The 23,386-nt window shown below is 69.9% G+C and carries 20 protein-coding genes and 1 riboswitch; of the genes, 10 read left to right on the top strand and 10 right to left on the bottom strand.

Features of this window, described 5'->3' with window-relative positions; translation table 11 throughout:
- Positions 1–435: 435 nt before the first annotated feature.
- Complete coding sequence (locus AAFO60_RS04275; protein ID WP_347954921.1) at positions 436–1,938, bottom strand: NCS2 family permease; 1,503 nt, start codon at positions 1,936–1,938, stop codon at positions 436–438.
- Between the two features lie 98 nt (positions 1,939–2,036).
- Here AAFO60_RS04275 and AAFO60_RS04270 point away from each other — a divergent pair, with 98 nt between their 5' ends.
- Complete coding sequence (locus AAFO60_RS04270; RefSeq protein ID WP_347954920.1) at positions 2,037–2,291, top strand: DUF2530 domain-containing protein; 255 nt, start codon at positions 2,037–2,039, stop codon at positions 2,289–2,291.
- Here the strand turns inward: AAFO60_RS04270 and AAFO60_RS04265 are convergent.
- From AAFO60_RS04265 to AAFO60_RS04255, 3 genes are read right to left on the bottom strand one after another with little or no spacing between them, the layout of a single operon-like run.
- The gene (locus tag AAFO60_RS04265; protein WP_347954919.1) at positions 2,267–2,902 is read right to left on the bottom strand and encodes a phosphatase PAP2 family protein; all 636 of its coding nucleotides are present in this window, start codon (positions 2,900–2,902) and stop codon (positions 2,267–2,269) included. The two genes, AAFO60_RS04270 and AAFO60_RS04265, sit on opposite strands and share 25 nt — an antisense overlap.
- 46 nt (positions 2,903–2,948) lie before the next feature.
- Positions 2,949–5,699, bottom strand: coding sequence for a sacsin N-terminal ATP-binding-like domain-containing protein (locus AAFO60_RS04260; RefSeq protein ID WP_347954918.1), 2,751 nt, complete (start codon positions 5,697–5,699; stop codon positions 2,949–2,951).
- Positions 5,680–6,462, bottom strand: a complete 783-nt coding sequence (locus tag AAFO60_RS04255; protein ID WP_347954917.1) for a DUF3027 domain-containing protein — start codon at positions 6,460–6,462, stop codon at positions 5,680–5,682. The genes AAFO60_RS04260 and AAFO60_RS04255 overlap by 20 nt, the downstream gene beginning before the upstream one ends.
- A 493-nt stretch (positions 6,463–6,955) precedes the next feature.
- Here AAFO60_RS04255 and AAFO60_RS04250 point away from each other — a divergent pair, with 493 nt between their 5' ends.
- Both AAFO60_RS04250 and AAFO60_RS04245 read left to right on the top strand, forming a co-directional pair.
- Positions 6,956–8,752: an MFS transporter gene (locus AAFO60_RS04250; RefSeq protein ID WP_347954916.1), complete on the top strand. Its 1,797-nt coding sequence runs from the start codon at positions 6,956–6,958 to the stop codon at positions 8,750–8,752.
- A gap of 90 nt (positions 8,753–8,842) precedes the next feature.
- Complete coding sequence (locus AAFO60_RS04245; RefSeq protein ID WP_347955078.1) at positions 8,843–9,427, top strand: DUF2771 family protein; 585 nt, start codon at positions 8,843–8,845, stop codon at positions 9,425–9,427.
- A gap of 75 nt (positions 9,428–9,502) precedes the next feature.
- Here the strand turns inward: AAFO60_RS04245 and AAFO60_RS04240 are convergent, their stop codons facing one another.
- Positions 9,503–9,922 (bottom strand): cold-shock protein, encoded by a 420-nt coding sequence (locus AAFO60_RS04240; RefSeq protein ID WP_347955077.1) that lies wholly within the window; start codon positions 9,920–9,922, stop codon positions 9,503–9,505.
- A 116-nt stretch (positions 9,923–10,038) separates the two neighbouring features.
- On the opposite strand from AAFO60_RS04240, the gene AAFO60_RS04235 reads away from it, so the two are divergent.
- The 3 genes from AAFO60_RS04235 to AAFO60_RS04225 all read left to right on the top strand — a co-directional run bounded on the left by AAFO60_RS04235 (position 10,039) and on the right by AAFO60_RS04225 (position 11,878).
- Positions 10,039–10,248 carry a hypothetical protein gene (locus AAFO60_RS04235; protein WP_347954915.1) on the top strand — a complete coding sequence of 70 codons (210 nt, stop codon included), beginning with the start codon at positions 10,039–10,041 and terminating at the stop codon, positions 10,246–10,248.
- Positions 10,245–10,778, top strand: a complete 534-nt coding sequence (locus AAFO60_RS04230) for a flavin reductase family protein (RefSeq protein ID WP_347954914.1) — start codon at positions 10,245–10,247, stop codon at positions 10,776–10,778. Before AAFO60_RS04235 ends, AAFO60_RS04230 begins: the two co-directional genes overlap by 4 nt.
- Positions 10,779–11,048: 270 nt before the next feature.
- Positions 11,049–11,237: riboswitch (cyclic di-AMP (ydaO/yuaA leader) on the top strand.
- Between the two features lie 8 nt (positions 11,238–11,245).
- Entirely contained in the window at positions 11,246–11,878 is a 633-nt protein-coding gene (locus AAFO60_RS04225; protein ID WP_347954913.1) for a transglycosylase family protein, read from the top strand.
- 256 nt (positions 11,879–12,134) lie between these two features.
- Here AAFO60_RS04225 and AAFO60_RS04220 read toward each other — a convergent pair whose 3' ends face one another.
- Positions 12,135–12,314, bottom strand: a complete 180-nt coding sequence (locus AAFO60_RS04220) for a hypothetical protein (protein ID WP_347954912.1) — start codon at positions 12,312–12,314, stop codon at positions 12,135–12,137.
- Between the two features lie 46 nt (positions 12,315–12,360).
- Here AAFO60_RS04220 and AAFO60_RS04215 point away from each other — a divergent pair, with 46 nt between their 5' ends.
- The 4 genes from AAFO60_RS04215 (at position 12,361) to AAFO60_RS04200 (ending at position 18,732) form a co-directional block, all read left to right on the top strand.
- Complete coding sequence (locus AAFO60_RS04215; protein ID WP_347954911.1) at positions 12,361–14,712, top strand: helicase-associated domain-containing protein; 2,352 nt, start codon at positions 12,361–12,363, stop codon at positions 14,710–14,712.
- A 50-nt stretch (positions 14,713–14,762) separates the two neighbouring features.
- Positions 14,763–16,415 carry a DNA repair helicase XPB gene (locus AAFO60_RS04210; RefSeq protein WP_347954910.1) on the top strand — a complete coding sequence of 551 codons (1,653 nt, stop codon included), beginning with the start codon at positions 14,763–14,765 and terminating at the stop codon, positions 16,413–16,415.
- Between the two features lie 462 nt (positions 16,416–16,877).
- Positions 16,878–18,032, top strand: coding sequence for a pyridoxal phosphate-dependent aminotransferase (locus AAFO60_RS04205; protein ID WP_347954909.1), 1,155 nt, complete (start codon positions 16,878–16,880; stop codon positions 18,030–18,032).
- 70 nt (positions 18,033–18,102) lie between these two features.
- Entirely contained in the window at positions 18,103–18,732 is a 630-nt protein-coding gene (locus AAFO60_RS04200; protein WP_347954908.1) for an alpha-ketoglutarate-dependent dioxygenase AlkB, read from the top strand.
- A 43-nt stretch (positions 18,733–18,775) separates the two neighbouring features.
- On the opposite strand, the gene AAFO60_RS04195 is transcribed toward AAFO60_RS04200, so the two are convergent.
- The 4 genes from AAFO60_RS04195 to AAFO60_RS04180 form a co-directional block, all read right to left on the bottom strand.
- Positions 18,776–19,645, bottom strand: coding sequence for an oxidoreductase (locus tag AAFO60_RS04195; protein WP_347954907.1), 870 nt, complete (start codon positions 19,643–19,645; stop codon positions 18,776–18,778).
- A 2-nt stretch (positions 19,646–19,647) separates the two neighbouring features.
- Positions 19,648–21,375, bottom strand: coding sequence for an adenylate/guanylate cyclase domain-containing protein (locus AAFO60_RS04190; RefSeq protein WP_347954906.1), 1,728 nt, complete (start codon positions 21,373–21,375; stop codon positions 19,648–19,650).
- Between the two features lie 75 nt (positions 21,376–21,450).
- Positions 21,451–22,005: a YceI family protein gene (locus tag AAFO60_RS04185; RefSeq protein ID WP_347954905.1), complete on the bottom strand. Its 555-nt coding sequence runs from the start codon at positions 22,003–22,005 to the stop codon at positions 21,451–21,453.
- A gap of 130 nt (positions 22,006–22,135) precedes the next feature.
- Positions 22,136–23,299, bottom strand: coding sequence for a zinc-binding dehydrogenase (locus AAFO60_RS04180; RefSeq protein WP_347954904.1), 1,164 nt, complete (start codon positions 23,297–23,299; stop codon positions 22,136–22,138).
- Positions 23,300–23,386 lie beyond the last annotated feature (87 nt).

Genomic DNA, 23,386 nt, shown 5'->3' with positions numbered 1-23,386 from the left:
TTCAGGCCGGTCGAGTAAGCGACCGAAGCGAAGCGAAGGCCGCGCATCGAGACCCCCGGCACCTTCAGGCCGGTCGAGTAAGCGACCGAAGCGAAGCGAAGGCCGCGCATCGAGACCCCGGCACCCCAGTCTCGATACGCTCGCTCACTCCGTTCCCGGGCTACTCGACAACCCTGAAAGCCGCCCCCCAGCCGTCTCGATGCGCTCCCCCGCTCCGCTCCTCCGCTTACTCGACAACCCCTAAAAGGCCCGCTCAGGCCGGTCGAATAAGCGACCGGAGCGAAGCGAAGGCCGCGCATCGAGACCCCCGCATACCCCGTCTCGATACGCTCGCTCACTCCGTTCCCGGGCTACTCGACAACCCTGAAAGGCCACCCCAGGCTGGTCGAGTAAGCGACCGGAGCGAAGCGAAGGCCGCGCATCGAGACCCGGCGACTAACTGATCAGCGACGAGATGGGGCCGCGGGCGAAGTAGACGATGAACAGCGCCGCCACGATGTACAGCAGCGGGTGCAGCTGGCGCCACTTCCCGCGGCCGACGCCGAGCGCCACCCAGCTGATGAATCCGACGCCGATTCCGTTCGCGATCGAGTAGGTGAAGGGCATCGCGACGATCGTCAGGAAGGCGGGCAGCGCCAGCTCGAACTTGCCGAAGTCGATGTCGCGGATCTGCCCCATCATCAGCGCGCCGACGATCACCAGCGCCGGCGCGACGGCCTCCATCGGGACCACCTTGTACAGCGGGGTGAAGAACATCGCCGCCAGGAACAGCACACCGGTGACGACGTTCGCCAGACCGGTCCGCGCACCTTCGGCGATGCCCGACGACGATTCGACGAACACCGTGTTCGACGACGACGAGGCCGCACCGCCGACGATGGCACCGGTGCCCTCCACAACCAGCGCCTTGCCGATGCCGGGCAGGTTGCCGTGCTCGTCGGTGAGGCGGGCCTCCTTGCCCAGACCGGTCATGGTGCCCATCGCGTCGAAGAAGTTCGAGAGCACGAGACTGAACACGAAGACGCACGCGATCAGCACGCTGACGTGTTCGAAAGCCCCGGTGAAGGCACCGAACAAGTCCACTTGACCGACGAGGCCGAGATCGGGCATGCCGCCGACTCCGTCGGGCATCTGCGGCACGTTCATCGCCCAGCCGCCGTTGCCGTCGGACGACCGGCCCAGGTGCATCACGCTTTCGACGATGATCGACACGATCGTCATCACCACGATGCCGAGCAGCAGACCGCCGGGCACCTTGCGAACCACCAGGATCGCCATCAGCAGCACGCCGATGACGAAGATCAGGGTCGGGACCGTGGCGATGGAGCCGTCGCTGCCCAACTGCACGGGCGGTGCATGCGGATCGGCGGGCCGGGTCACGAAACCCGCGTTGATGAGGCCGACGAAGGCGATGAAGGCGCCGATGCCCGCGGCGATCGCCGATTTCAGCTCGTCCGGGACCGCGTTGAGGACCGCCGTTCGCACGCCGGTGAGACCGAGCAGCACGATGATGATGCCGTCGATCACGACCAGGCCCATCGCGGCGGGCCAGCTCATCTGAGGTGCGATGGTGACCGCCAGCAGGCTGTTGATGCCGAGCCCGGCGGCGATCGCGAACGGATAGTTGGCGACCATGCCGAAGATGATCGACATGACGCCCGCGACCAGCGCCGTCACCGCGGTCACCTGCAGGACCGGCAGGACGTTGCCGAAGGCGTCGGCGTTCATCTTCTCGCCGGGGATGCCGCCGATGATGATCGGATTCAGCACCACGATGTAGGCCATCGTGAAGAACGTGACCAGACCGCCGCGGACCTCCCGGACCACGGTCGATCCGCGTTCGCTGATCTTGAAGTAGCGGTCCAGCACCGAGTGCGGGGCCTTCGATCCGGCGGGGTCGGTCGTCGCCTGCGGATCGTTGTCGACCGGGTCGGTCATCGGCGGGTCCTTCACTGTCGAAGAGCTTGACGTTCGAACAATTCTTACCCACGGTCGTCGGCCGCGGTGCGACACGGCCCGAAAGCTACCCTGGATGCATGTCGCATGACGAGCAGATCCCCCCGCTGCCGCCCCGTCTCCGGGCTCCCGAACCGGTGATCGTCGCCGGGATGGCGATCTGGGCCGTCGCCACGCTGGTGGTCTGGCTCACCGGTGTCGGGTCCGACCGCGCGCTCGTCGTCTGCCTGGTCGGACTGGTCGTGGGCATCATGGGAACCACGCTGGTGCTGGTGCAGAAGGCGGCGGTACGACGCGGCTCGCGCGGCGCTCAGGAAGGTTTGGACGCGCCCTGACCCGGCCCGCCGGGTCGCTGCGGCCCCGGTTTGCTGACGGTTCGCTTGGTGCCGACGCGCAACAGTGCCGGGCGTCGAACGATCTGTGCGTGACCGAACAGGCACACAGTCAGCCAGATCACGCCGAAGACCCAGCCGAAGAAGACGTCGGACGCCCAGTGGACGCCGAGGTAGACCCGGCTCAGGCCGATCAGGACCACGAGCACCGGCACCCACAGCAGGACCGCCGCACGCGCGCGAACCCGCGGATACAGGCGGAACAGGATCACCGCGGCGAGCCCGTACACGACGGTGCTGAGCATCGCGTGCCCCGACGGGAACGACGCGCCGCCGACGTCGATGAGCCGGTCCTCGATCGGCGGTCGGGCGCGCGCGAAGACGACTTTGAGCAGCAGCATCAGCAGATAGCCGGTGAGGCTGCCGACGACGATCAGGGCGGCCAGGTCGATTCGGTTGGCGAGCCACGCCAGCACCAGTGCCCCGATCACCACCAGGGCGAGGGTCAGGGTGTCGCCGAACACGGTCACCAGATGCATCGCCGAGGTCAGCGGCTCATGCCGGGAGTGCACCACCCAGTCGGTGATGCGGTCGTCGATCGGAAACTGCTGCACTTGTCACCTCGCTTCACCGATAACCGTACTGCCCCGACTCCCGTCCTCAGCGCACACACGGGTCGGTGCGGTTCAGGTGAACCACAGGTCCGTCGCACCACATCGCGGTACGGCACCGACGGCTCGTCCCGTCCTCGGTCAGCGTGACGTGGAGGTCGTCGTGCACCACCAGTCGCCTGGGTGTGCGCAGCCCGGCTGCGGCGAGCAGCGCGACGCCGTCGGCCGAGTCCGGGTCGATCGGATCTCCGTCCGGATCCGGCAGCGCCCGATAGGTCTCCGTGGCCGTCGCGCAGTCGAGCAGTTCGGCGAGAAGACCGGCCGATTCGGCATCGGGAGGCACGTCGGCGAGGACGCCGCGAGCGGCGGGCACCACCGCGGTCCACCACGGTGCGTCCAGGACGATCGGATCGTCGGCGACGCCGCCGTCGACGGTCCGCGCACCGGCGGGCGGTTCGATGTCGGCGGCGCGGTAAGCGCCCGCTCGCACCCCGGCGACGAGCGCGGCGTGCGCCCGCACCGCGACCCCGGGCGCGACGGTCCGCGCGGGGTCGGCCAGGGCGTCGAGCCACGCCTGCGCGTCGTCGGCGTCGTCGGGTGCGGCGCCGGCGAGCAGTCCGGCGGCGGCTTCGGGCACGGCGACCGGATCGAACAGACCCTTCAGGGTCGGGTCGTCGACGCCGCGCAGGTGCCGCAGCGGGGTGCCGCCGATCTCGGCGTATCGGCGCAGCCACCACCGCGTGTAGCCGCCGGCCAGCAGCGGCGCCGTCTGTTCGTCGGCGGCCAGCAGGGCGAGGGCCTCGGGCCATCGGTCCGGATCGACGAGGTCGAGGTCGCGGACCGCCGCGAGCTCCTCGGGCGGCACGTCATGGGTGTCCCACCACTGCTCCTCGTCGGGCAGATCGTGATCGGGCGCGACCGGCGCGGGATCGACGATCACGCTGAAGCCCCATCCCACGCCGAGCCGGCGCAGCGCCTCCGCGCCGTAGTGGTCGACGAGCGCCTCGTCGACCGTCCCGAAGGGCGAGTCCGGCACGAGCACGCCGGCGAGCGGGCCGCCCGGCAGGAGCAGTTCGTCGGCGGGCCAGTACTCCCCGTCGGCGCCGCGCAGTTCCAGTGCGCCGAGCTCCGCGGGCGCCCGCCCGGCATCGGGCATCGCCAGCAGTCGCAGCACGGTGTCGGCCAGATCGTCATGGTCGTCGGCGCCGTCGAGTTCGGCGGGCAGGCCCGGATGCTCCAGTGCCTGCGCTGCGGTGATCCGAGTCAGTCCGAGCCGTTCCAGCAGTGGATCGTAGGCCTCCAGTGCGACCGTCGGCACCCACGAGAGCACCGGCGGATCGTCGACGGCGTCGAGCCCGTCGATCAGGAACAGCCCGCGACAACCGACGTGCATGCGACCGTCGGCGCGGGGCACCGGCAGCGTCGCCAGCTCCTCGGCGTCGCGGGCGTCGGCCACCGACGCGGACAGCGCCGCGTACAAACGGGCCCACCACTTCGGGTCGTCGACGTCGACGCCGGCGAGCAGGTCGGCGACCTCCGCCAGGCCCAGCTGTCTGGCACCGAGCCCCACCAGCAACGATGCGGTGACCCGGTCGCTGACGTCGGGGTGCGCCAGCGGTTCGACGACTTCGCCGAGCAGCGACGCCAGCTCCGCCGTCAGGCCCGGCAGGACCCACGTCCGGTCCGGCGCCAGCGCCTCCCCGGTGGCCGACGGCACCCAGCGGGCATGAGCCAGCCGGTCACGAATGGCCTGTCGCAGAGCCGCATCGACGCGGCCGGCGGCGAGCGCGGGCGGCGGGATCAGGAGGTGCTTCTGATCGTCGGGCGCCGCGGCCACCAGTTCGGGATAGCCCTCGGCCGCGGCCGCGACCTCCGCGTCCGGGTGGAGTTCGCGGCGGTCCGGAGTCACCGGCAGGTCGGTGATCACCCGCGCGGGCAGGGTCAGTTCGATGTCGGTGGCGGTGGGGCTGCGCAGCACGTCTGCGGACAGCGGTCGCAGTCGCCCGCCGCTGACCGGGACCAGCCAGCGCGCGCCTGCCGCACGCGCGGTGAGCCAGCGCCGGTGCTCGACCCCGTCGAGGTCGATGACGACGTCGTCGCCGTCGGCGCGTCGCTCATAGCGGTGTCCGTCGATGTCGATCCGATCGATCGACTCCAGCTCCAGCAGCAGGTCGGCGGCCTGCGCGGCGGCCGACGCCACCAGATCGGCGGCCGACTGCGCCTCGCCCAGGTGCAGGGTCACCTCGGTGTCGAAGCCCGCGGCGGGCGCCGACGCCACCGGCCAGGCGAGCCGCTGGGTCGGCAGTCGATCGAGGTCGGCGCCGGGGACCAGCGCCGCGACCGTCTCGGCGGTGCGTGCGGCGTCGAACTCGATCGTCCCGGTCGTCGAGGCGATCACCACGCACTCGGCGAGCGAGGTGGCCCGGAATCCCATGCCGAACCGCCCGACGGTCGCGCGGCCGTCGGCGCCGTCCGCACGGTGCTTCGGGGAGACGCGAAGCGCGGTCAGCGACCGGACGCCGTCCGCGGTGAGCGGCGCGCCGGTGTTGGCGACGTGCACACGCGTCCCATCGGTCCGCACGGACACCCGCCCGACGATCCCGGCCGCCGCGGCGGCATCGGCCGCGTTGGCGGCGAGCTCGGTGAAAAGTCGGTCGCGGTAACCGATCTCGATGAGTTCGGCCTCGGCTGCCGCGTCCTCGGCGAGCCGAGTCGGTGAGCCCTGCCAGCCGGCGAGCGTCGCCCGGCGCAGGTCGGCGGTCCCGAAGGGGTCCGCCGGGTCAGGCTCCGGTCTCGGCATCTGCGACCGGCGCGGTCGGCAGCGTCACCACTTCGACGGCCCCGTCGTCATAGGCGTCGTAGGCCGGGCTGCCCTCACCGCCGGCGACCTTGACGTCCGAATGCGCACCGCACCCGTACTCCACCGAGACCACGCGGCCGTCGGCGGACAGTTCGTTCGCGCACACGCCGAAGGCGCCGTGGAGCGCGCCGGCGATCGGCAGGTAGAAGCCGCAGGTGCCGCACGAGTGGCGGGCGTTGCGGGCCATCGCCGAGCCGGGACCGAAGTCGCCGTCGTGCCAGCGCTGGGCCGCCTCGGCGCGCCCGTCGAACGACAGCAGTCGCTTGCGGCCCAGGCCGATCGCGGCGTCGACCTGACCGACCTGGTCGCGGTCGATCGGATCGATGTCGAGGGTGTCGATCTGTCCGGGCACCAACCGCGGGTCGTCGGCGGGTGCGGCCAGCAGGTCGCCCGGCCCCAGATCTCCCGGTGCCACCCGGTCGACCCACGGCACCCACTCGGGAGCCAGCAGGGCGCCGTCGCCGGGGAGCAGCACCGTTTCGCTGACCGTCAACTCGTCGACCGCGGGGGCGCCGGCCACCACGACGCACCACTGCCACCCGCGGTATCCCGGTACCTGCGCGGCGAAGTAATGGGTCGCGGCGTACTCGCCTTCCTCGCGTGCCCCCAGATGCTCGCCGGGGACCTCGCCCTCGGCCAGCAGCGCGTCTCGTGCAAAAGCGACGGCGTCCACCAAGGCGCCGTTCTTCGATGCAACACTCACCCTTCCAGTGTGCAATAGCGACACGGTGAAATGCACGTCAGGGCCCCGACGCCGCCGCGCATCACGTCCCGAGGCTCGTGTCGAGACAACCGGACGGGCCTCGATACGCCGTCTCGCTGCGCTCGATGGCTACTCGACCACCCTGACACGGCGCCCGTCCCAGGGCCTATCGAGTAGAGCAACCCAGGCTCATCGAGTAGCCCGCGAACGAAGTGAGCGAGCGTCCCAGGCTCATCGAGTAGCCCGCGAACGAAGTGAGCGAGCGTCCCAGGCTCATCGAGTAGCCCGCGAACGAAGTGAGCGAGCGTATCGAGATGCCCGCACGAGGCCTCGATACGCCGTCTCGCTGCGCTCGATGGCTACTCGACCACCCTGAGGCTGCGCCCGTCCCAGGGCGTATCGAGATGACCGACCGGCGCCGGTCCCAGGCACATCGAGCAGCCCGGAGACGCCTGTTCCCGGAGCAGTCGGCACGATAGGGAACAATTGAGGCGTGAACTCTCGTCAATCCGGTGACGGTCGCCCCCATCGCGGCGACCAGGCGCCGCGGGCTCCGCGGCGGCCCGCGCCGCATCCCGGCCAGGCGAACTATCCGGCCGACCCGCCGCCGCGGGTCCCCACACGACCGTTCGATTCGCGGCGCAGGCCCGCCAGCGACGGCTACCTGCCGCCGCGGACGCGGAATCCGCATCTGCCGCCGCTCGACCAGCCCGACCGGGGCGACGAACCGACCACGCGCATCGACGCGCCGACCGCCGACGCGCCGTCGAACGGGCGCCGCGACACCTCTTACGTCCCGCCCGAGAAGGTGACGGTCGTGCGGGTGATGGCACGACGCTCGCGGTACTTCACCGCCCGCGGGGTCGACATGGTCCACCGGGCCGCGACCGCCGACGGCGCCGACCGTTCCGGCCTCACCGCCTTGACGATGCCGGTGATCGCCAACAGCGCCGTCGACGCCGCGATGGCCGTCGCGCTCGCCAACACCCTGTTCTTCGCCGCGGCCACCGCCGAGTCGAAGGTCAACGTCGGCCTGTACCTGGCACTGACCATCGCTCCGTTCGCGCTGATCGCGCCGCTGATCGGGCCCCTGCTGGACCGTCTGCAGAACGGGCGCCGGATCGCGATGGCGTCCACCTTCGCGCTGCGCGCGGTGCTGGGGCTGCTCATCATCGTGAACTCGTCGTGGGATGCGGGGTCGGGCCAGCTCCAGTACAAGCCGTGGGTGCTGTATCCCTGCGCGCTGGGGTTGATGGTGCTGTCGAAGTCGTTCGGCGTCCTCAAATCGGCGGTCGCCCCGCGTGTGCTGCCGCCGTCGATCGACCTGCCGCGAGTCAACTCCCGCCTCACCACCTTCGGGCTGATCGGCGGAACGATCGTCGGCGGCGGCATCGCCGGAGCGCTCGAACTGCTGCTGGGCAAGGCCCTGCCCTTCCACGTACCCGGCGCGATGATCTTCCTCGTGCTCATCGCGGCGATGGGCGGCTACTACTGCATGCGGATCCCCTCGTGGGTGGAGGTCACCGAGGGCGAGGTGCCCACCACCATCACCTATCGGGGCAGCCCCGACGCCGAGGCGCCGACGGTCGCCGTCGGCAAGCCGAGCCTGTCGCGGATGCTGACGGCCAAGATGCGTCAACCCCTGGGCCGTTCGGTCGTGACCGGGCTGTGGGGCAACGGCACGATCCGCATCCTCACCGGATTCCTGACCCTCTACATCGCGTTCTACGCCAAAGCCCAGGACCACGTCGGTTCCGGGTGGGCACAGCTGATGATGCTGGGCGCGGTCGGCGCGGCCGCCGGCGTCGGCAATGCGCTGGGCAACGGCCTGGGCACCCGCGTCGAACTGCGCAATCCGACGAACATCGTCGTCTTCTCGACGGCCGCGACCTTCACCGGCTGCCTGCTCGCGGCGATCTTCGACTCCCTGATATTCGTCATCGTCGCCGCGTTCATCGGGTCCGCGACCAGTGCGATCGCAAAGGTCTGCATGGACTCCAGCATCCAAGACGATCTCCCCGAGGAGTCGCGGGCGTCGGCGTTCGGCAGGTCGGAGACCGTGCTGCAGCTGTGCTGGGTCTTCGGCGCCACGATGGGCGTGCTGCTCCCGACCGAACTGTGGATCGGCTTCACCGTGGTGACGGTCTTCGTCGGCATCGGGCTCGTCCAGACCGTGCTCACCAGCCGCGGAGCGACCCTGGTGCCCGGGTTCGGCGGCCGACGCCCCGACCACGCCGCGCCGACCATGCCGATCCAGGTGCCGACGCCCCCGCACCGACCCCGCCCGTGAGCACGGGAGTCGGCACGACCGCCTCAGCCCCCGACCGCTTCAGCTCATCGACCGCTTCAGCTCATCGATAAGGACAGGTGTTCGCCCGTGATGCAACAGCAAGACAAGAAGGCCCTCACCATCATCGGCGCGGCCGTCATCGCCGCGCTGGTGATCATCGTCGGCGCCACCGCGGCGTTGGTCCGCGGCCACGAGGAGCCGCTGCCCGCCATCTCCTTCCAGTCCGGCGACAGTCTCACCCGGGTGGAGCCGTCGTTCTGGTGCTCGGTGAAGATGAACGACTGCCGACTCGTCGACGCGCAGGGCCGATTCACGATCCGGACCTACGACCATCCGGTCGCCATCGGCGAGCGCGTGAGCTTGAGCGTGCCCAGTGAGATCGCCACCGGGCCGTGGACGGTGATCGCCGAGTATGCGACTCCGCGCGGAATCCTGCGCGTGCTGTCGGTCCATCTGCCCAACACCCTGTACACCCAGATCCTGCACAGTGAACCCGACCGCGTCTTGATCGGCGTCGAGGTGTCGTCGATCAGCGGCTACCGGGAGAAGACGCCCGGGCAGCAGCCCGGCTCGTTGGACGGCGACTTCCCGTTCCGCGGCACCTTCTCGATCCGCACCCTGCCGCTCGACTTCCAGATCGTCAATCGCACCGAGTTGGACTCCGAACGCGAGTGAGGGACCCCGAGACGAACAGACCCGCCCGGTGATGCACCGGGCGGGTCTGTTCGTCGTGGGCCTTCTCGGCCGAGGTCAGCGGTCGAGTTCGCGGGTGACTCCGCGGACCACTTCGGAGATGCGCTGGGCGGTCTTGCGGTCGGGGTAGCGACCGTTGCGCAGGTCGGGCTGGACCTTGCCTTCCAGCAAGCTGATCAGGTCGGCGATCAGGCCGTGCAGTTCATCGGGCGAGAGCCTCTTGGCGTCGCGTTCGCGACGGGCCGACTCCCGGGTGTTGCGCGTGACGCTGGGCGCCGGCTCCAGGACCGTGACCCGCAGCGCCTGTGGGCCGCGTCGGCCCGCCGCCATGTCGAACTCCACCTTCTGCCCGACCTTGAGCTCGGAGACGTCGGCAGGCAGCGCGTTGGCGCGGACGTACACGTCCTCGCCGTCGGTCTGCGACAGGAACCCGAATCCCTTTGCGGAGTCATACCACTTCACCCGGCCGGTCGGCACAGTGCTCACCTTCACCATTGATCTGTTCTGCCACAGACAAAAGCGCCCGAGCCCGATGGCAGTCCGAGCAGAGGCGCGCTGTCACGGATTCTACCGTCACGACTACCGTGGATGCCATGCAGACCCAGAAGTCCTCCCGCCTGCTCGGGGTCGCCGTCGTCCTGTTCGGGATCGGCATGATCGCCAGCATCGCCCTGCTGTTTCCAGCAGTCCGCGACGCCGGAACCGTTCCGGTCACGATCGTCTACGTGCTGGCGATGTGCGCTCCGCTGGGCTTCCTCCTCGGGTTGGTCTTCGCCCTGCTGTCCGGACGCCGCAGCCGGTGACCGACCACCCGCAGCGGACCGTCGACCGGCTCCGCCCAGTCACCGACTCGGCCGCGCTCAAGCGCGCCTTCAGCTGCTTCCCGTCCGGCGTGGTCGCCGTCTGCCGCCGCGCCGACGACGGGTCGGCGCCGATCGGGATGTCCGCGAGCGCCTTCACCACGGTCTCGCTGGACCCTCCCCTGGTGTCGGTCTGTGTCCGTCGCGGATCCACCACCTGGCCCGTCCTGCGCACGGGAACCGTCGGTGTGAGCGTCTTCGCCGCCCATCAGGGCGAGGTCTGCCGTCGCCTCGCCGGTCCGCCCGAGCAGCGGTTCGACGACGTCCGACCCATCTCCGACGAATCGGGCGCGGTCTTCATCCCCGGCGCCGCCGCGCACCTGGAGTGCACGGTGTTCAACGAGATCGAGGCCGGCGACCACTATGTGGTCCTGCTGCAGATCGCGGCCTTGCGGTGCGATCCCGAAGTGGAGCCGCTGGTCTTTCACGCCAGCACTTTCCGCGCACTCGAGGCTCGTCGCGCGCAATCCTGACAAATCACTGTGTCCGATGCCTCAATCATTCTGTGACCTTAATCACGTAACAGAACGATAACGAACTGGACACGAGACGGCTATCAGTGCCGTGAGCAGCGGGGACGGCCTCAGCGGCGCAGAAACCACCGATTCGTGTCGCCTGAACGAAGTTGTGCCAACGGGTGACCGGGATTCGTCGACGACGTAGTGTTCATGTCGGTCGCCAGCCCGGCGATCACCCGAACGCCGTTCCGCCGGTCGCGCCCAACCTCGCTTCCGCCGGCAGAACTTCCGCAAATGCAGTTTTCAGGAGCGAGGACGGGGGACCCAAAATCCTCCGGGAACCGGCTGATCGCCTCGGCGAACAGCCTTGGGGTTAAGTCTCAGAGGGCATCGCACCCAGCGACGTCGTACTGGACCGGGCACCTCTCGCCCGAACCCGACAGCTCACCTCGTAGGCGCGTGGAGAGAGGAAACGAAGACTCATGTCCGGACGTCACGCTAAGCAGTCGACGAACACCAAGACTTTCGCCAAGATCGCCCTGACCTCCGCGGTCATTGGCGGCGGCGCCGCACTGATGGGCGCAGGCCACGCCTCCGCCGCGACCGATGCCGAGTGGAATCAGGTCGCGCAGTGCGAGTCGGGCGGCAACTGGCAGATCAACACCGGTAACGGCTACCAGGGCGGCCTGCAGTTCAGCCCGAGCACCTGGGCCGGCCACGGCGGCACCCAGTACGCTCCTTCGGCCGACCAGGCCACCCGCGAGCAGCAGATCGCCATCGGCGAGCGCGTCCTGGCGACCCAGGGCAAGGGCGCATGGCCCACCTGCGGCGGCCCGCTGTCCGGCCCCACGCAGCGCTCGGTGCCTGCGGCCCCGGCCGCTCCGGCCGCTCCCGCCCCGCAGCAGCAGAGCGCGCCGTCGGCTCAGCTCGGCAAGACCGGCGAGGCGAAGACCACCGACGAGGCCATCAAGCAGGTCGACGCGGCTGTCGCCGGCTCGACCCTGAGCCCCGAGGTCCGCAACGCATGGAAGGCCGCCAAGGCCTCCGGTTACCAGCTGACCCCCGACCAGCTGAAGCTGTACAACCAGAACAAGGGCCTGATCAACCTGCCGTGATCGCCTGAACTTCCAGTGAGGCCCCCGTCGACCGACGGGGGCCTCACTGTTCGCATCGGTCCTGTTTCGCATCGGTGCCGAACCGCCCCGGCGCCGAGTGAGCTCGACACCTGATGATCTCGGTGCCTGATGGTCTCGGCGCCCGGCGATCTCCCGGCGGAGCCTCGACGCCCATGCGTCTGCCTGCCGCAAGCCCCCGACAACAAGAACCGGCCGAACCTCACGGTTCGGCCGGTGATGAGAAGAGTCGGTTACGTCAGCGGTTGACGACGGTCTTCGACTGAATGAACGGGAGGTCCTCGGCGGGCTTGGGCAGCTGCGTGTCGCCGAACGGCGAGAGTGCTCCGGCCAGATGCGCAACCAACTCGGTCACCGCGTGCTCGTCACCGATCTCGGTCGGCCAGCCGTTGTCAATGTATCCAGTCTTCTTAGCCACGGCCTCATTGTGCCATGCCCGACACTCCGGCGGTAACGTTGTCCCAATGAGCCCGGACCTGCCGCTGCGCGGGTTGGCCGACGATCTGTCGACACGCTCCGACCAGGAGCTCGCCGAACTGCTGATCGCCCGTCCCGACCTCGCCTCTCCCCCGCCGCGCGGCACCGGTGTCCTTGCCCAGCGTGCCCTGTCGGCGGCGTCGATCTCGCTGGCGGGCGAGGCCCTCGACCTCCTGTCCGTCGCCGTCCTGGAGGCCTTCCTCGACGCCGCCGCCGACATCGGCGAACGCAAGGAACTGCTGGGACCGGTGAGCCGCGACGACATCGTCGGCCGCCTCGGCCGACGCGCACTGCGCAGCGAGATGGACGACCGGCTCGAACGGCTGGTCGCGAACGGTCTGCTGTGGGGAGTCGGTCCGGTCAGACGCGGCAGGCACTCAAGCTGGCTCGCCGGAGCACACCTGCCTTCGGCGTTGCCGTGGCGAACCCACCATCTGCTCGGCCCGGTCGCCATGCTCTCGGTCGACGAGATCCGGGAGCGGATCGACGCGGTCGGCGAGCGCCCGCGCGAACTGCTCGCCACCCTCGCGCAGGGGTCGGCCCTGGGCCGCAGCCGCGACGCCGCCCCCGACGCCGATCCGGAGGCCCCGGTGCCGCGTCTGCTGGCGAAGGGGCTGCTGGCCCGCGTCGACGAACAGACCGTCGAACTGCCGCCGCAGGTCGGGCAGATCCTCCGGGGTGAACCGCCGATGCTCACGGCGAGTCTGCGCGAACCGCCGCTCACCGATCCGGATGTCCCCGGCCGCTTCGATGCGGCCACGATCGACGCCGCGGGCGCCGGGGAGGCCCTCGAACTGCTTCGGCACGCCGGCGACCTGATCGACGTCCTCGGCGAGGCGCCGGCGGCCGTCCTGCGCTCGGGCGGGGTCGGGATCCGGGAGCTGCGCCGACTCGCCAAGTCCACCGGCCACAGCGTCGCCCGCATCGGCCTGCTGGTGGAACTGCTCGCCAGGCAGCGACTCGTGGACGCCGGCTCGCCCGACCTCGATGCTCCCGATCATCTCGGCGACGACGTCTTCGCGCCGACGACCACCGTCGACTCGTGGGCGCACCAGGACACCGAGCGCAGATGGCTGGCGATGGCTCGGGCGTGGCTCGACCTGCCGCGCCGCCCCTGGCAGATCGGGGAGACCGACCGCGACGGCAACACCCTGGCCGCGCTGTCGTCCGAGCTCTTCGACGCGACCGCCCCGGCGGCACGGCGCCTGATCCTGAACCCGTTGGCCGACGCCGAACCCGCCCATCCGGTGACGTCCGAGGCGCTCGTCGTCGTGATCGGTCGGCGCCACCCCCGCCAGCTGCGCCGACTGCCCCTCGCCGTGGTCTCCGAGACCATGCGTGAGGCACGCGAACTCGGCCTCGTCGCGCACGGCTCGCTGACCTCGGCGGGCCGCGCGCTGCTCACCGCATCGGCCGACGACGACACGCCCGCCGACGTCTTGTCGGCGATGGCCGACGCGCTGCCCACGCCGATCGACTACTTCCTGGTGCAGGCCGACCTCACGGTGATGGTCCCGGGGCCGCTCGAGACGGACATCGGCGACCGACTGCGCGTGCTGGCCGACCTCGAGTCCGGCGGCGCCGCGTCGATGTATCGGATCACCGAGGACAGCATGCGGCGGGCGCTCGACTCGGGCCTCAGCGGCGCCGAGATCGGCGCCTTCCTGGCCGCTCATTCCCGTACCCCGGTGCCGCAGTCGCTGACCTACCTCATCGACGACGTCGCACGCAGGCACGGCACGTTGCGGGCCGGCCTGGCGACCTCGTTCGTCCGCTCCGACGACGCCGCGACCCTCGCCGAGGTCCTGCGCAGCGACGCGGCCGCCGACCTCGCGTTGCGTGCACTGGCCCCGACCGTCGCCGTGTCCGCCGCGCCCCTGCGCGAGGTCGTCGACCGGTTGCGCCAGGCGGGTTTCGCACCCGCAGGCGAGGATTCGTCGGGGGCGCTCATCGACTTGCGGGGGCGCGGCGTCCGCGTCCCGGCCCGCGCGGCAGCGAGTTCGCCGGCCGCCCGCCGCGGCGCTCTGGGCCGCGGGCAGGCGCAGGCGGTCGTCTCGCGCATGCGGACCGCCGACCGCGCGGCCACCCCGGTGTCGGCGACGGCGTCGGTCACAGGCTCGGCGACGACCGGAGACGAGACCGTCACGGCGCTGATCCAGTTGGCGCTGCGGACCGGGCGGCGGCTGCGGATCGCCTATGTCGACGCGCAGGGCGCCGCGAGCCGCCACGTCGTCCACGCCCGTTCCCTCGCGGCCGGGCAGTTGGTGGCCGACGAGGACGGCGGCGAGGCCGACCTGCGCTTCCCGCTGCACCGCATCAACCGCGTCGAGGTGCTGTAGGAGACGGTCGGCCGGTGGCCCCGCCGCGCCCGAACCTGGACAATGGACGGGTGACTGACGGACCGCTCATCGTGCAATCGGACAAGACTCTCCTGCTGGAGGTCGATCATCCGGGTGCGGCCGCCGCGCGCGCGGCCATCGCCCCGTTCGCTGAGCTCGAGCGGGCGCCCGAGCACGTTCACACCTACCGCGTCACCCCGCTCGCGCTGTGGAACGCCCGCGCCGCCGGGCACGACGCCGAGCAGGTCGTCGACGCCCTCGTCACGCACTCGCGGTTCCCGGTCCCGCAGCCGCTGCTGGTCGACGTCGTCGACACGATGGGCCGGTTCGGGCGGCTCCAGCTGGTGAAGAATCCCGCTCACGGGCTCACCCTGGTGAGCCTCGACCGCGCGGTCCTCGAGGAGATCCTGCGCAACAAGAAGGTGGCGCCGATGCTGGGCGCCCGCGTCGACGACGACACGGTCATCGTCCATCCGTCCGAGCGAGGGCGCCTGAAGCAGATCCTGCTGAAGGTCGGCTGGCCTGCCGAGGATCTCGCGGGCTACGTCGACGGCGAGGCGCATCCGATCGACCTGGAGCAGTCCGACTGGCACCTGCGCGACTACCAGGAGCTGGCCGCCGACTCGTTCTGGGCGGGCGGCTCGGGCGTCGTCGTCCTGCCGTGCGGGGCGGGCAAGACGATGGTCGGGGCCGCCGCGATGGCGAAGGCTCGTGCGACCACGTTGATCCTGGTGACCAATACCGTCGCCGGTCGGCAGTGGAAGCGCGAGCTGATCGCGCGGACCTCGCTCACCGAGGACGAGATCGGCGAGTACTCCGGCGAGCGCAAGGAGATCCGCCCGGTCACCATCGCCACGTATCAGGTGATGACGCGCAAGTCGAAGGGCGTCTACAAGAATCTCGATCTGTTCGACTCGCGCGACTGGGGTCTGATCATCTACGACGAGGTGCATCTGCTGCCCGCCCCGGTGTTCCGGATGACGGCCGACCTGCAGTCGCGGCGCCGCCTCGGGCTCACCGCCACCCTGGTCCGCGAGGACGGCCGCGAAGGCGATGTCTTCAGCCTCATCGGGCCCAAGCGCTACGACGCCCCGTGGAAGGACATCGAGGCGCAGGGGTGGATCGCGCCCGCCGAATGCATCGAGGTGCGTGTGACGATGACCGACGAGGAACGGCTGCAGTACGCCGTCGCCGAGCCGGAGGAGAAGTACAAGCTCTGCTCCACCGCCCATTCGAAGGTGCGGGTGGTGCGTTCGATTCTCGCCCGCCACGCCGACTCGCAGACACTGGTGATCGGTGCGTACATCGACCAGCTCGAGGAGCTGGGCCGCGAGCTCGACGCCCCGGTCATCCAGGGCTCCACACGAAATGCCGAGCGCGAGAAACTCTTCGACGCCTTCCGCCGCGGCGAACTGCAGACCCTCGTCGTGTCGAAGGTGGCTAACTTCTCCATCGACCTGCCGGAGGCCTCGGTCGCGGTGCAGGTCTCGGGCACGTTCGGCTCGCGGCAGGAGGAGGCGCAGCGCCTCGGCCGTCTGCTGCGCCCCAAGTCCGACGGCGGCCAGGCCCACTTCTACTCGGTCGTCTCGCGCGACAGCCTCGACGCCGAATACGCCGCCCACCGGCAGCGCTTCCTGGCCGAACAGGGCTACGCCTACCGGATCGTCGACGCCGACGACATCGTCGGCCCTCCCCTCCCGTAGTCGCCCCGGCCCTGTCGAGCAGCCCCCTCAGGCTGGTCGAGTAGCCCCACCCAGGCTGGTCGAGTAGTCGATCCGGCGCACCGAGCAGCCCCGCCCAGGCTGGTCGAGTAGCCCGCGAACGAAGTGAGCGAGCGTATCGAGACCCCTCACCCCCCGGCCTCGATACACGCCCTCCGCTCCGCTCCGGCCGCTACTCGACCACCCTGAAACCAGATACCGCAAGCCAAACCGAAAACACACCCGGACTCACCAAGCACTCCCGCCTCAGCTGGTCGAGCAGCCCCGCCCAGGCTGGTCGAGTAGCCCGCGAACGAAGTGAGCGAGCGTATCGAGACCCCTCACCCCACAGTCCTCGATACACGCCCTCCGCTTCGCTCCGGCCGTTACTCGACCACCCTGAAGAACAGACGCCCCGGGCTCTGCGAGCGTAGCGAGACGCACAGCGTGTGCCACCCTGGACGCATGCCCCTCGTCGACCGCATGCGTCCGTTCACCTCCACGATCTTCGCCGAGATGTCGGCGCTGGCGCTCACGCACGACGCCATCAACCTCGGGCAGGGCTTCCCCGACACCGACGGGCCCGCGTCGATGCTGGCGGCGGCGGTCGAGGCGATCAACGGCGGCGACAATCAGTATCCTCCCGGCATCGGTGTCCCGGCGCTGCGACATGCGGTCGCCGAGCACGAACGCGCCTGCTACGGCATCGAACTCGACGCGGACACGCAGGTACTGGTGACGGTCGGAGCCACCGAGGCCATCTCGGGCGCACTGCTCGGACTCGTCGAACCGGGCAGCGAAGTGGTGATGATCGAGCCGTACTACGACTCGTACGCGGCGTGCGTGGCGCTGGCCGGCGGCACCCGAAAGACGGTTCCGCTGGTGCCCGACGGCGACGGCTTCGTCCTCGACCGCGATGCCCTCGCCGCCGCGTTCGGACCCGATACTGCTGCGGTGCTGGTGAATTCGCCGCACAACCCGACCGGCACCGTGCTCGGCGACGACGATCTCGCCGAGATCGCCCGGCTCACGATCGCCCACGATGCGATCGCCATCTGCGACGAGGTGTACGAACACCTCCTGTTCGACGGCCGCACCCAGACGCCGCTGTCGACGCTGCCCGGCATGGCCGAGCGCACGCTCCGCATCTCGAGCGCCGCCAAGACCTTCAACTGCACCGGGTGGAAGGTCGGCTGGATCACCGGCCCCGCCGACCTCGTCGCCGCGGCCCGCGCCGCCAAGCAGTTCCTCACCTACGTCGGCAGCGGCCCCTTCCAGCCGGCGGTCGCGCACGCGCTGCGCACCGAGATGGCTTGGGCTGCGGCCAATGCCGCCGACCTGGAGCGCAAGCGGAATGTCTTGTCCGACGCTCTGCGCGACGCCGGATTCGGCGTACACCGCAGCGAGGCCGGCTACTTCGTCTGTGCAGACCCCAGGCCGCTCGGCTACACCGACGGCGACCGGTTCTGCCGCGAACTGCCCGCCCGGATCGGGGTGGCGGCGGTCCCGGTCAGCGCCTTCGTCGACGACACCGCATCGTGGCAGCATCTGGTGCGGTTCGCCTTCTGCAAGCGCGACGAGGTGATCGCCGAGGCCGCTGCACGATTGCGCGGCCTGTAGTCCCGGCGCGAGGTCGGCCGATCCGCCAATAGACTAGCACATACGTTCGATCGCAGCGTATGCTCGGGACATGAGCACGGGAGTCCAGCCCTCACTGTTCGACGCGCCGACCGGCGCCGCCGACCTCGCGCCGCTGCCCGGGCATCTGGTCCGCCACTCCCTCTCCGACGGCGCCTGGGTCGATGTCCGACCGGGATGGATCACCGGATCGATACCCCTGTTCAACGCACTCATGGCCGATGTACCGTGGCGCGCCGAGCGCCGCCAGATGTACGACGCGGTGGTCGACGTCCCGCGGCTGCTCGCCTTCTACGAACGGACTCAGCCGCTTCCCGCCGACGTGCTCGTCCGTGCCCGCAACGCGCTGAGCCATCACTATCGCAGGCTGCAGCCCGACGGTTTCGCCACCGCCGGACTCGCGCTCTATCGCGACGGCTCCGACAGCGTCGCCTGGCACGGCGACCGCATCGGTCGCGGCGACACCGAGGACACGCTGATCGCGATCGTCTCATTGGGCTCGCCCCGCTGCCTGATGCTGCGGCCACGCGGCGGCGGAGCGTCGCGTCGATTCGTGCTCGGGTCCGGCGACCTGCTGGTGATGGGCGGAACCTGCCAGCGCACCTGGGACCACGCGGTCCCGAAGACGACCGGCGTCGGACCGCGCATCAGCGTGCAGTTCCGCCCACCCGGCGTGCGCTGACGACGCACGCCGTCGAACACCCACCGCCGCCGGGTGCGTCCGGTCAGATCTCGAACGGGATGCCCGTCAGCTTCTCCGACGCGGCCCACAGCCGGTCGCGGACCGCCTGCTCGTCGGCCAGCGGCCGGTACCGCGCCGTCGAGGGCCCGCCCCACAGCACCAGGCGCGGCCCCCAGTAGCTGCCGTTCGGGACGTCCATCGTCGCCGCGTAGAGCGCCGGGAGCGCGCCCTCGTCGGCGCTCTGCCCCACCTTCAACCGGGCGCCCGCACGTGTCACGTAATCCATGAACGACTCCGAATGCCCCATCAGCCCGGTGTCGGCGTAGCCGGGATGGGCCGCGACGCTGCGGACCCCGGAGCCGGATTCGGTGAGCCGACGCGACAGTTCGCGGCCGAAGACCATGTTGGCGAGCTTCGAGTCGCCGTACGCCGCCCAGCGGTTGTAGCGGCGTCGCTCCCAGTTCAGGTCGTCGGGTCGCACCCGCCCGAAGTTCTGCGCGAGCGAGGACATCGTGACCACGCGCTCGGCGACCCGCGGCATCAGCAGCGCGGTGAGCGCGAAGTGCCCCAGATGGTTGGTGCCCATCTGCATCTCGAAGCCGTCGATGGTGCGGCGCAGGGGCAGCGCCAGCACGCCGGCGTTGTTGATCAGCACGTCCACCTCGTCGACGGTGTCGGCGAACTCCCGCACCGACGACAAGTCGGCCAGATCGAGGTGTGTCACGGTCGCGGCGGCGCCGATGTCGGTCGCGACGGCTTCGGCCTTGTCGAGGTTGCGGCACGCGAGGGTCACGGTGGCCCCCGCGCCGGCCAGGGCTCGTGCCATCGAGGCACCGAGTCCGCTGTTGGCACCGGTGATGATGAATCGGCGCCCTCCCTGATCGGGCATGTCGCGGGCCGACCATGCGCTCATCGTCACTTCTCCTTCGGAACCGATTTCGTCGGGCGCTCGCGCGGGATGGCGAACTTCACCAGATCTGCAAGGACACTACCCAGTGACGGCGGCTCAGCGCGGATCAACAACTCGCGTGGCGCAAAGATCTCCGTCGGCTCGGGCCGCCCCCGCAGGGTCACCCGGTCGACCCGACGCCAGTGCGCGGCCTCGGAGTCGCCGGCCGCCTCGATGGCCACCCCGCTGGCATAGACCGGCGAGTAGCCCTCCTTGGCGCGGTCGGACAGGCGCGCGCACTCGTTCACCGGATCGCCGATGACGGTGTACTCGTAGCGGGTTCGGGCTCCGATGTTGCCTGCGAACACCGATCCGTACGACACCGCCATCCCCCATTCCAGGGGCAGCTTCTCGCCGAGCGCCTCACCGAGTTCTCGAGCGGCGATCAGCGCGGATTCGGCCGGGTTGTCCATCTTGGCCGGCGCACCGAAGACCGCGAGGGCCGCGTCGCCCTCGAACTTGTTGATGAAGCCACCGTGCTGCTCCACCACCTCGGCGACGATGGAGAAGAAGGCGTTGAGGACCACTGCGGTCTCGCGCGGATCGCGCCGGGCGGCGAACGAGGTCGACCCGGTGATGTCGACGAAGATGACGGCCGCCTCGGTGTTGGAACCGACGAGTTCGCCGCCGTGCTCCAGCGCCAGATCGGCGACGCCGACGCCGACGTGGCGGGAGAAGATCTCGCGCATCCGGTCTCGTTCCTGCAGACCGTCGAGCATGCCGTTGATGCCGTCCTGCAGGACGCCGATCTCGGACGCGTCGTAGACCGCGACGCGTCGACTGAGATCCCCTGCGCGTGCGGCCTCGATGACACCGCTCATCTCGGTGAGCGGGTCGCGCAGCGCCCGTCCGACGAGCCCGACGACGCGGCCACCCGCGGCCAGCGACACGAGTGCGAGGAAGGCGACGGCCCAATCGAAGCTGGCCTGCACCTCGGGGAGTTGGCCGAGGGCTCGCCCGGCGATGATGGTGAGCATGCCGACCATCGGCACCCCCGAGGACACCACCCAGACGACGACCATCCGTTCGCGGACACCGTGCATCACCTCGGCCGCCGACCGACCGCCGAGCGCCAGCACCACCAGCGGGCGCGCGGCGGCTTCGATGAACATGTACGTCAGCGCCCCCGAGGTGACGGCGGCCAGCACGAAGGCGACGGCCATCGCCAGCAGGAACACCGGTCGCGCGCCGGCGGTGATCACGTAGCTGAGGTAGGCGGCGAGCCAACCGAGCAGGTCGGCGTACACCGCCCGCATCGGGATCACCCGCACCTGTTTGCGGCGCTCGGCGTCGGCCGGTGCCCCGCTGACGAACCAGGCGAACTGTGGGCGCAGGAAGAGCAGCGAGCAGATGAGACTGACGATCAGACCGACCAGGGTCGAGAGCAGGATCGCCAGCATCCCGGGATCGCGACCCGCCGGGTGCACCGTCAGGTCGCCGCCGCTGAACGCGAGCAGAATCGCGACGAAGGTCTCGACGCTGATGAGGATCTTGGCGCCGGCCATGATGGCGCCGCCCAGCAGCATCGCGCGGCCGGCGATGCTGCGACGAGTCGGCACGTCCATGGAGCGCCACTCGCTGGCGACCCGTTCGTTGCCGCCGTCGACGAGCCTTCCGCCGAAGTATGCGACCTTCAGCCGACGGTCCACCCAGTCGGCGAAGCGATGCAGTTCAGCGCGCGTCTGGTCACGCAAAAACCAATCACCTCCCGGCCGAGTCGAATCTCACTGAGATTACCCAAGACCGGGAGGTGATGCGGTGCGGTGCGATCAGGCGGCGAGGCCGGCCTCGATCTCGAGGGTGATGGTGATCTTGTCGCCCACGACGGTTCCGCCGGTCTCCAGCGGCATCTCGATGTCGATGCCGAAGTCCTTGCGGTTGATGACGGTGGAGGCCTCGAACCCGGCGACCGGTCCCTGGCCCATGCCGGCGTGGACGCCGTTGTACTCCATCTTCAGCACGACCGGCTTGGTGACGCCCTTGAGGGTGAAGTCACCGGTCAGCAGGTAGTCGCTGCCGTCGGCTTCGACGGAGGTCGACACGAAGGTGGCCTTCGGGAAGTTGTCCGCGTCGAAGAAGTCGGCCGAGCGGATGTGCCCGTCACGCTGCTCGTTGCGGGTGTTGATCGAGGTCACGTCGATCTCGGCCCGGACCGACGGGGTGCCGTCTTCGGCGACGGTGATGGCGCCGGCGAAGGTGTCGAAGTTGCCGCGGACCTTCGAGACCATCAGGTGACGGACGGAGAACCCGACGGTCGAGTGGACCGGATCGATGGTCCAGGTGCCTGCGGTCAGGTCGGTCGGGGTCAGGGTGGCTGCAGTCATGGGGTGCTCCTTAGTCGGTTGAGGATCGCTGTGGGTGTCGTTCTCGGCGTCGTTCGCCGTACACACAGAGCATAACCGGACCGCGGTCCGTATCATTCCGAGTGTGACGACGTTCACAACCGGACCGCGGTCACACCTCGACGACGTCGCTGGCCGGATCGATCAACACCTTCGCGTGACCCTGCGCGGCGGCGAGCGCATCGAACGCCGCCGCCGCGCCGCCCAACCCGACGGTCGCGGTGTGCATGATCAGCGGCCGCACCTTTCCGTCAGCCACCATGTGCAGGGTGTTGCGGAACTCGGCCGGGTCGTACCCGAAGACGAACCGCAGGTCGATCTCCTTGTTGCTCGCCATCGCCGGCGCGAAGGTGTCGGGTTCCATGCAGACTCCGACCACCACGATTCGCGACCGGAACGGGGCGCGACCGATGAGATCGTCGATCATTCCCGGGACTCCGACGCATTCGAAGACCACCGGACCGCGCGGGGTCAGCGACAGCCGCTCGGCCAGACCCATCAACCGCCACCACGGCACCCCGGGCACCATTCGCAGCGCGTGCATGGCGTCGAAGGCGACACCGAACAGATCCCCTGCCCGCGTGAAGTACTTCTCCTGAGCCGGGACGGCGTCCCACGGACTGTCGACGGCCGGATCGACGACGACGTCGGCGCCGCATTCGCGGGCCAGTCCCCGACGCGATTCGGACAGATCGCCGGCGATCACGGTCTTGACGCCGGCGGCCTTGAGCATCAGGATCACCGCGAGGCCGATCGGCCCGCACCCGATCACCACGGCCACATCGCGCCGACCGATCTCGCTGCGCCGCACCGCGTGATGGGCCACGGCCAGCGGCTCGGTCAGCGCGGCGGCATCCAGGTCGACGCCGTCGGGCACCGGCATGGCGAGATCCTCTTGCACCACCATGAACTCGGCGTAGGCGCCGGGCGCCCGCGCCGACAGTCCGACTATCTCCACTTCACCGTCGTGGCGGATGATCGGCAGGGCCACCACCGGCGTTCCCGGCTTCCAGCGCCTGCGGCACTTCGGTCCGTACGAGACCACCTCGCCGACGAACTCGTGGCCCATCACCACCCGCTGCGAGGGCCGCATGAAGTTGTCGTACCCGACCTTCGCACCGATGTCGGCGACCTCGTCCCCGTGCAGCCGAGCATGCAGATCCGACCCGCAGATCCCGGCCCGCCGCACCTTCAGGAGGACGTGTCCCGGTCCCGGTTCGGGACGATCGACCTCGTCGACTCGAAGCGAACCCTCATGACACACCACTGCTTTCATGCGTCCACTGTAAGAGCCGCCGACGACGACGCCGCTGAAGTCAGTACTCTCACCGACCTCCGCCGGCTATTTGCCGGAGGTCGGTCG

Origin of the sequence: Gordonia aichiensis (genome assembly GCF_039946255.1) — a bacterium.
Taxonomy (GTDB): Bacteria; Actinomycetota; Actinomycetes; order Mycobacteriales; family Mycobacteriaceae; genus Gordonia; species Gordonia aichiensis_A.
The sequence above is the reverse complement of the archived record's forward strand: the minus strand, read 5'-3'. Positions and strand labels throughout refer to the sequence as shown.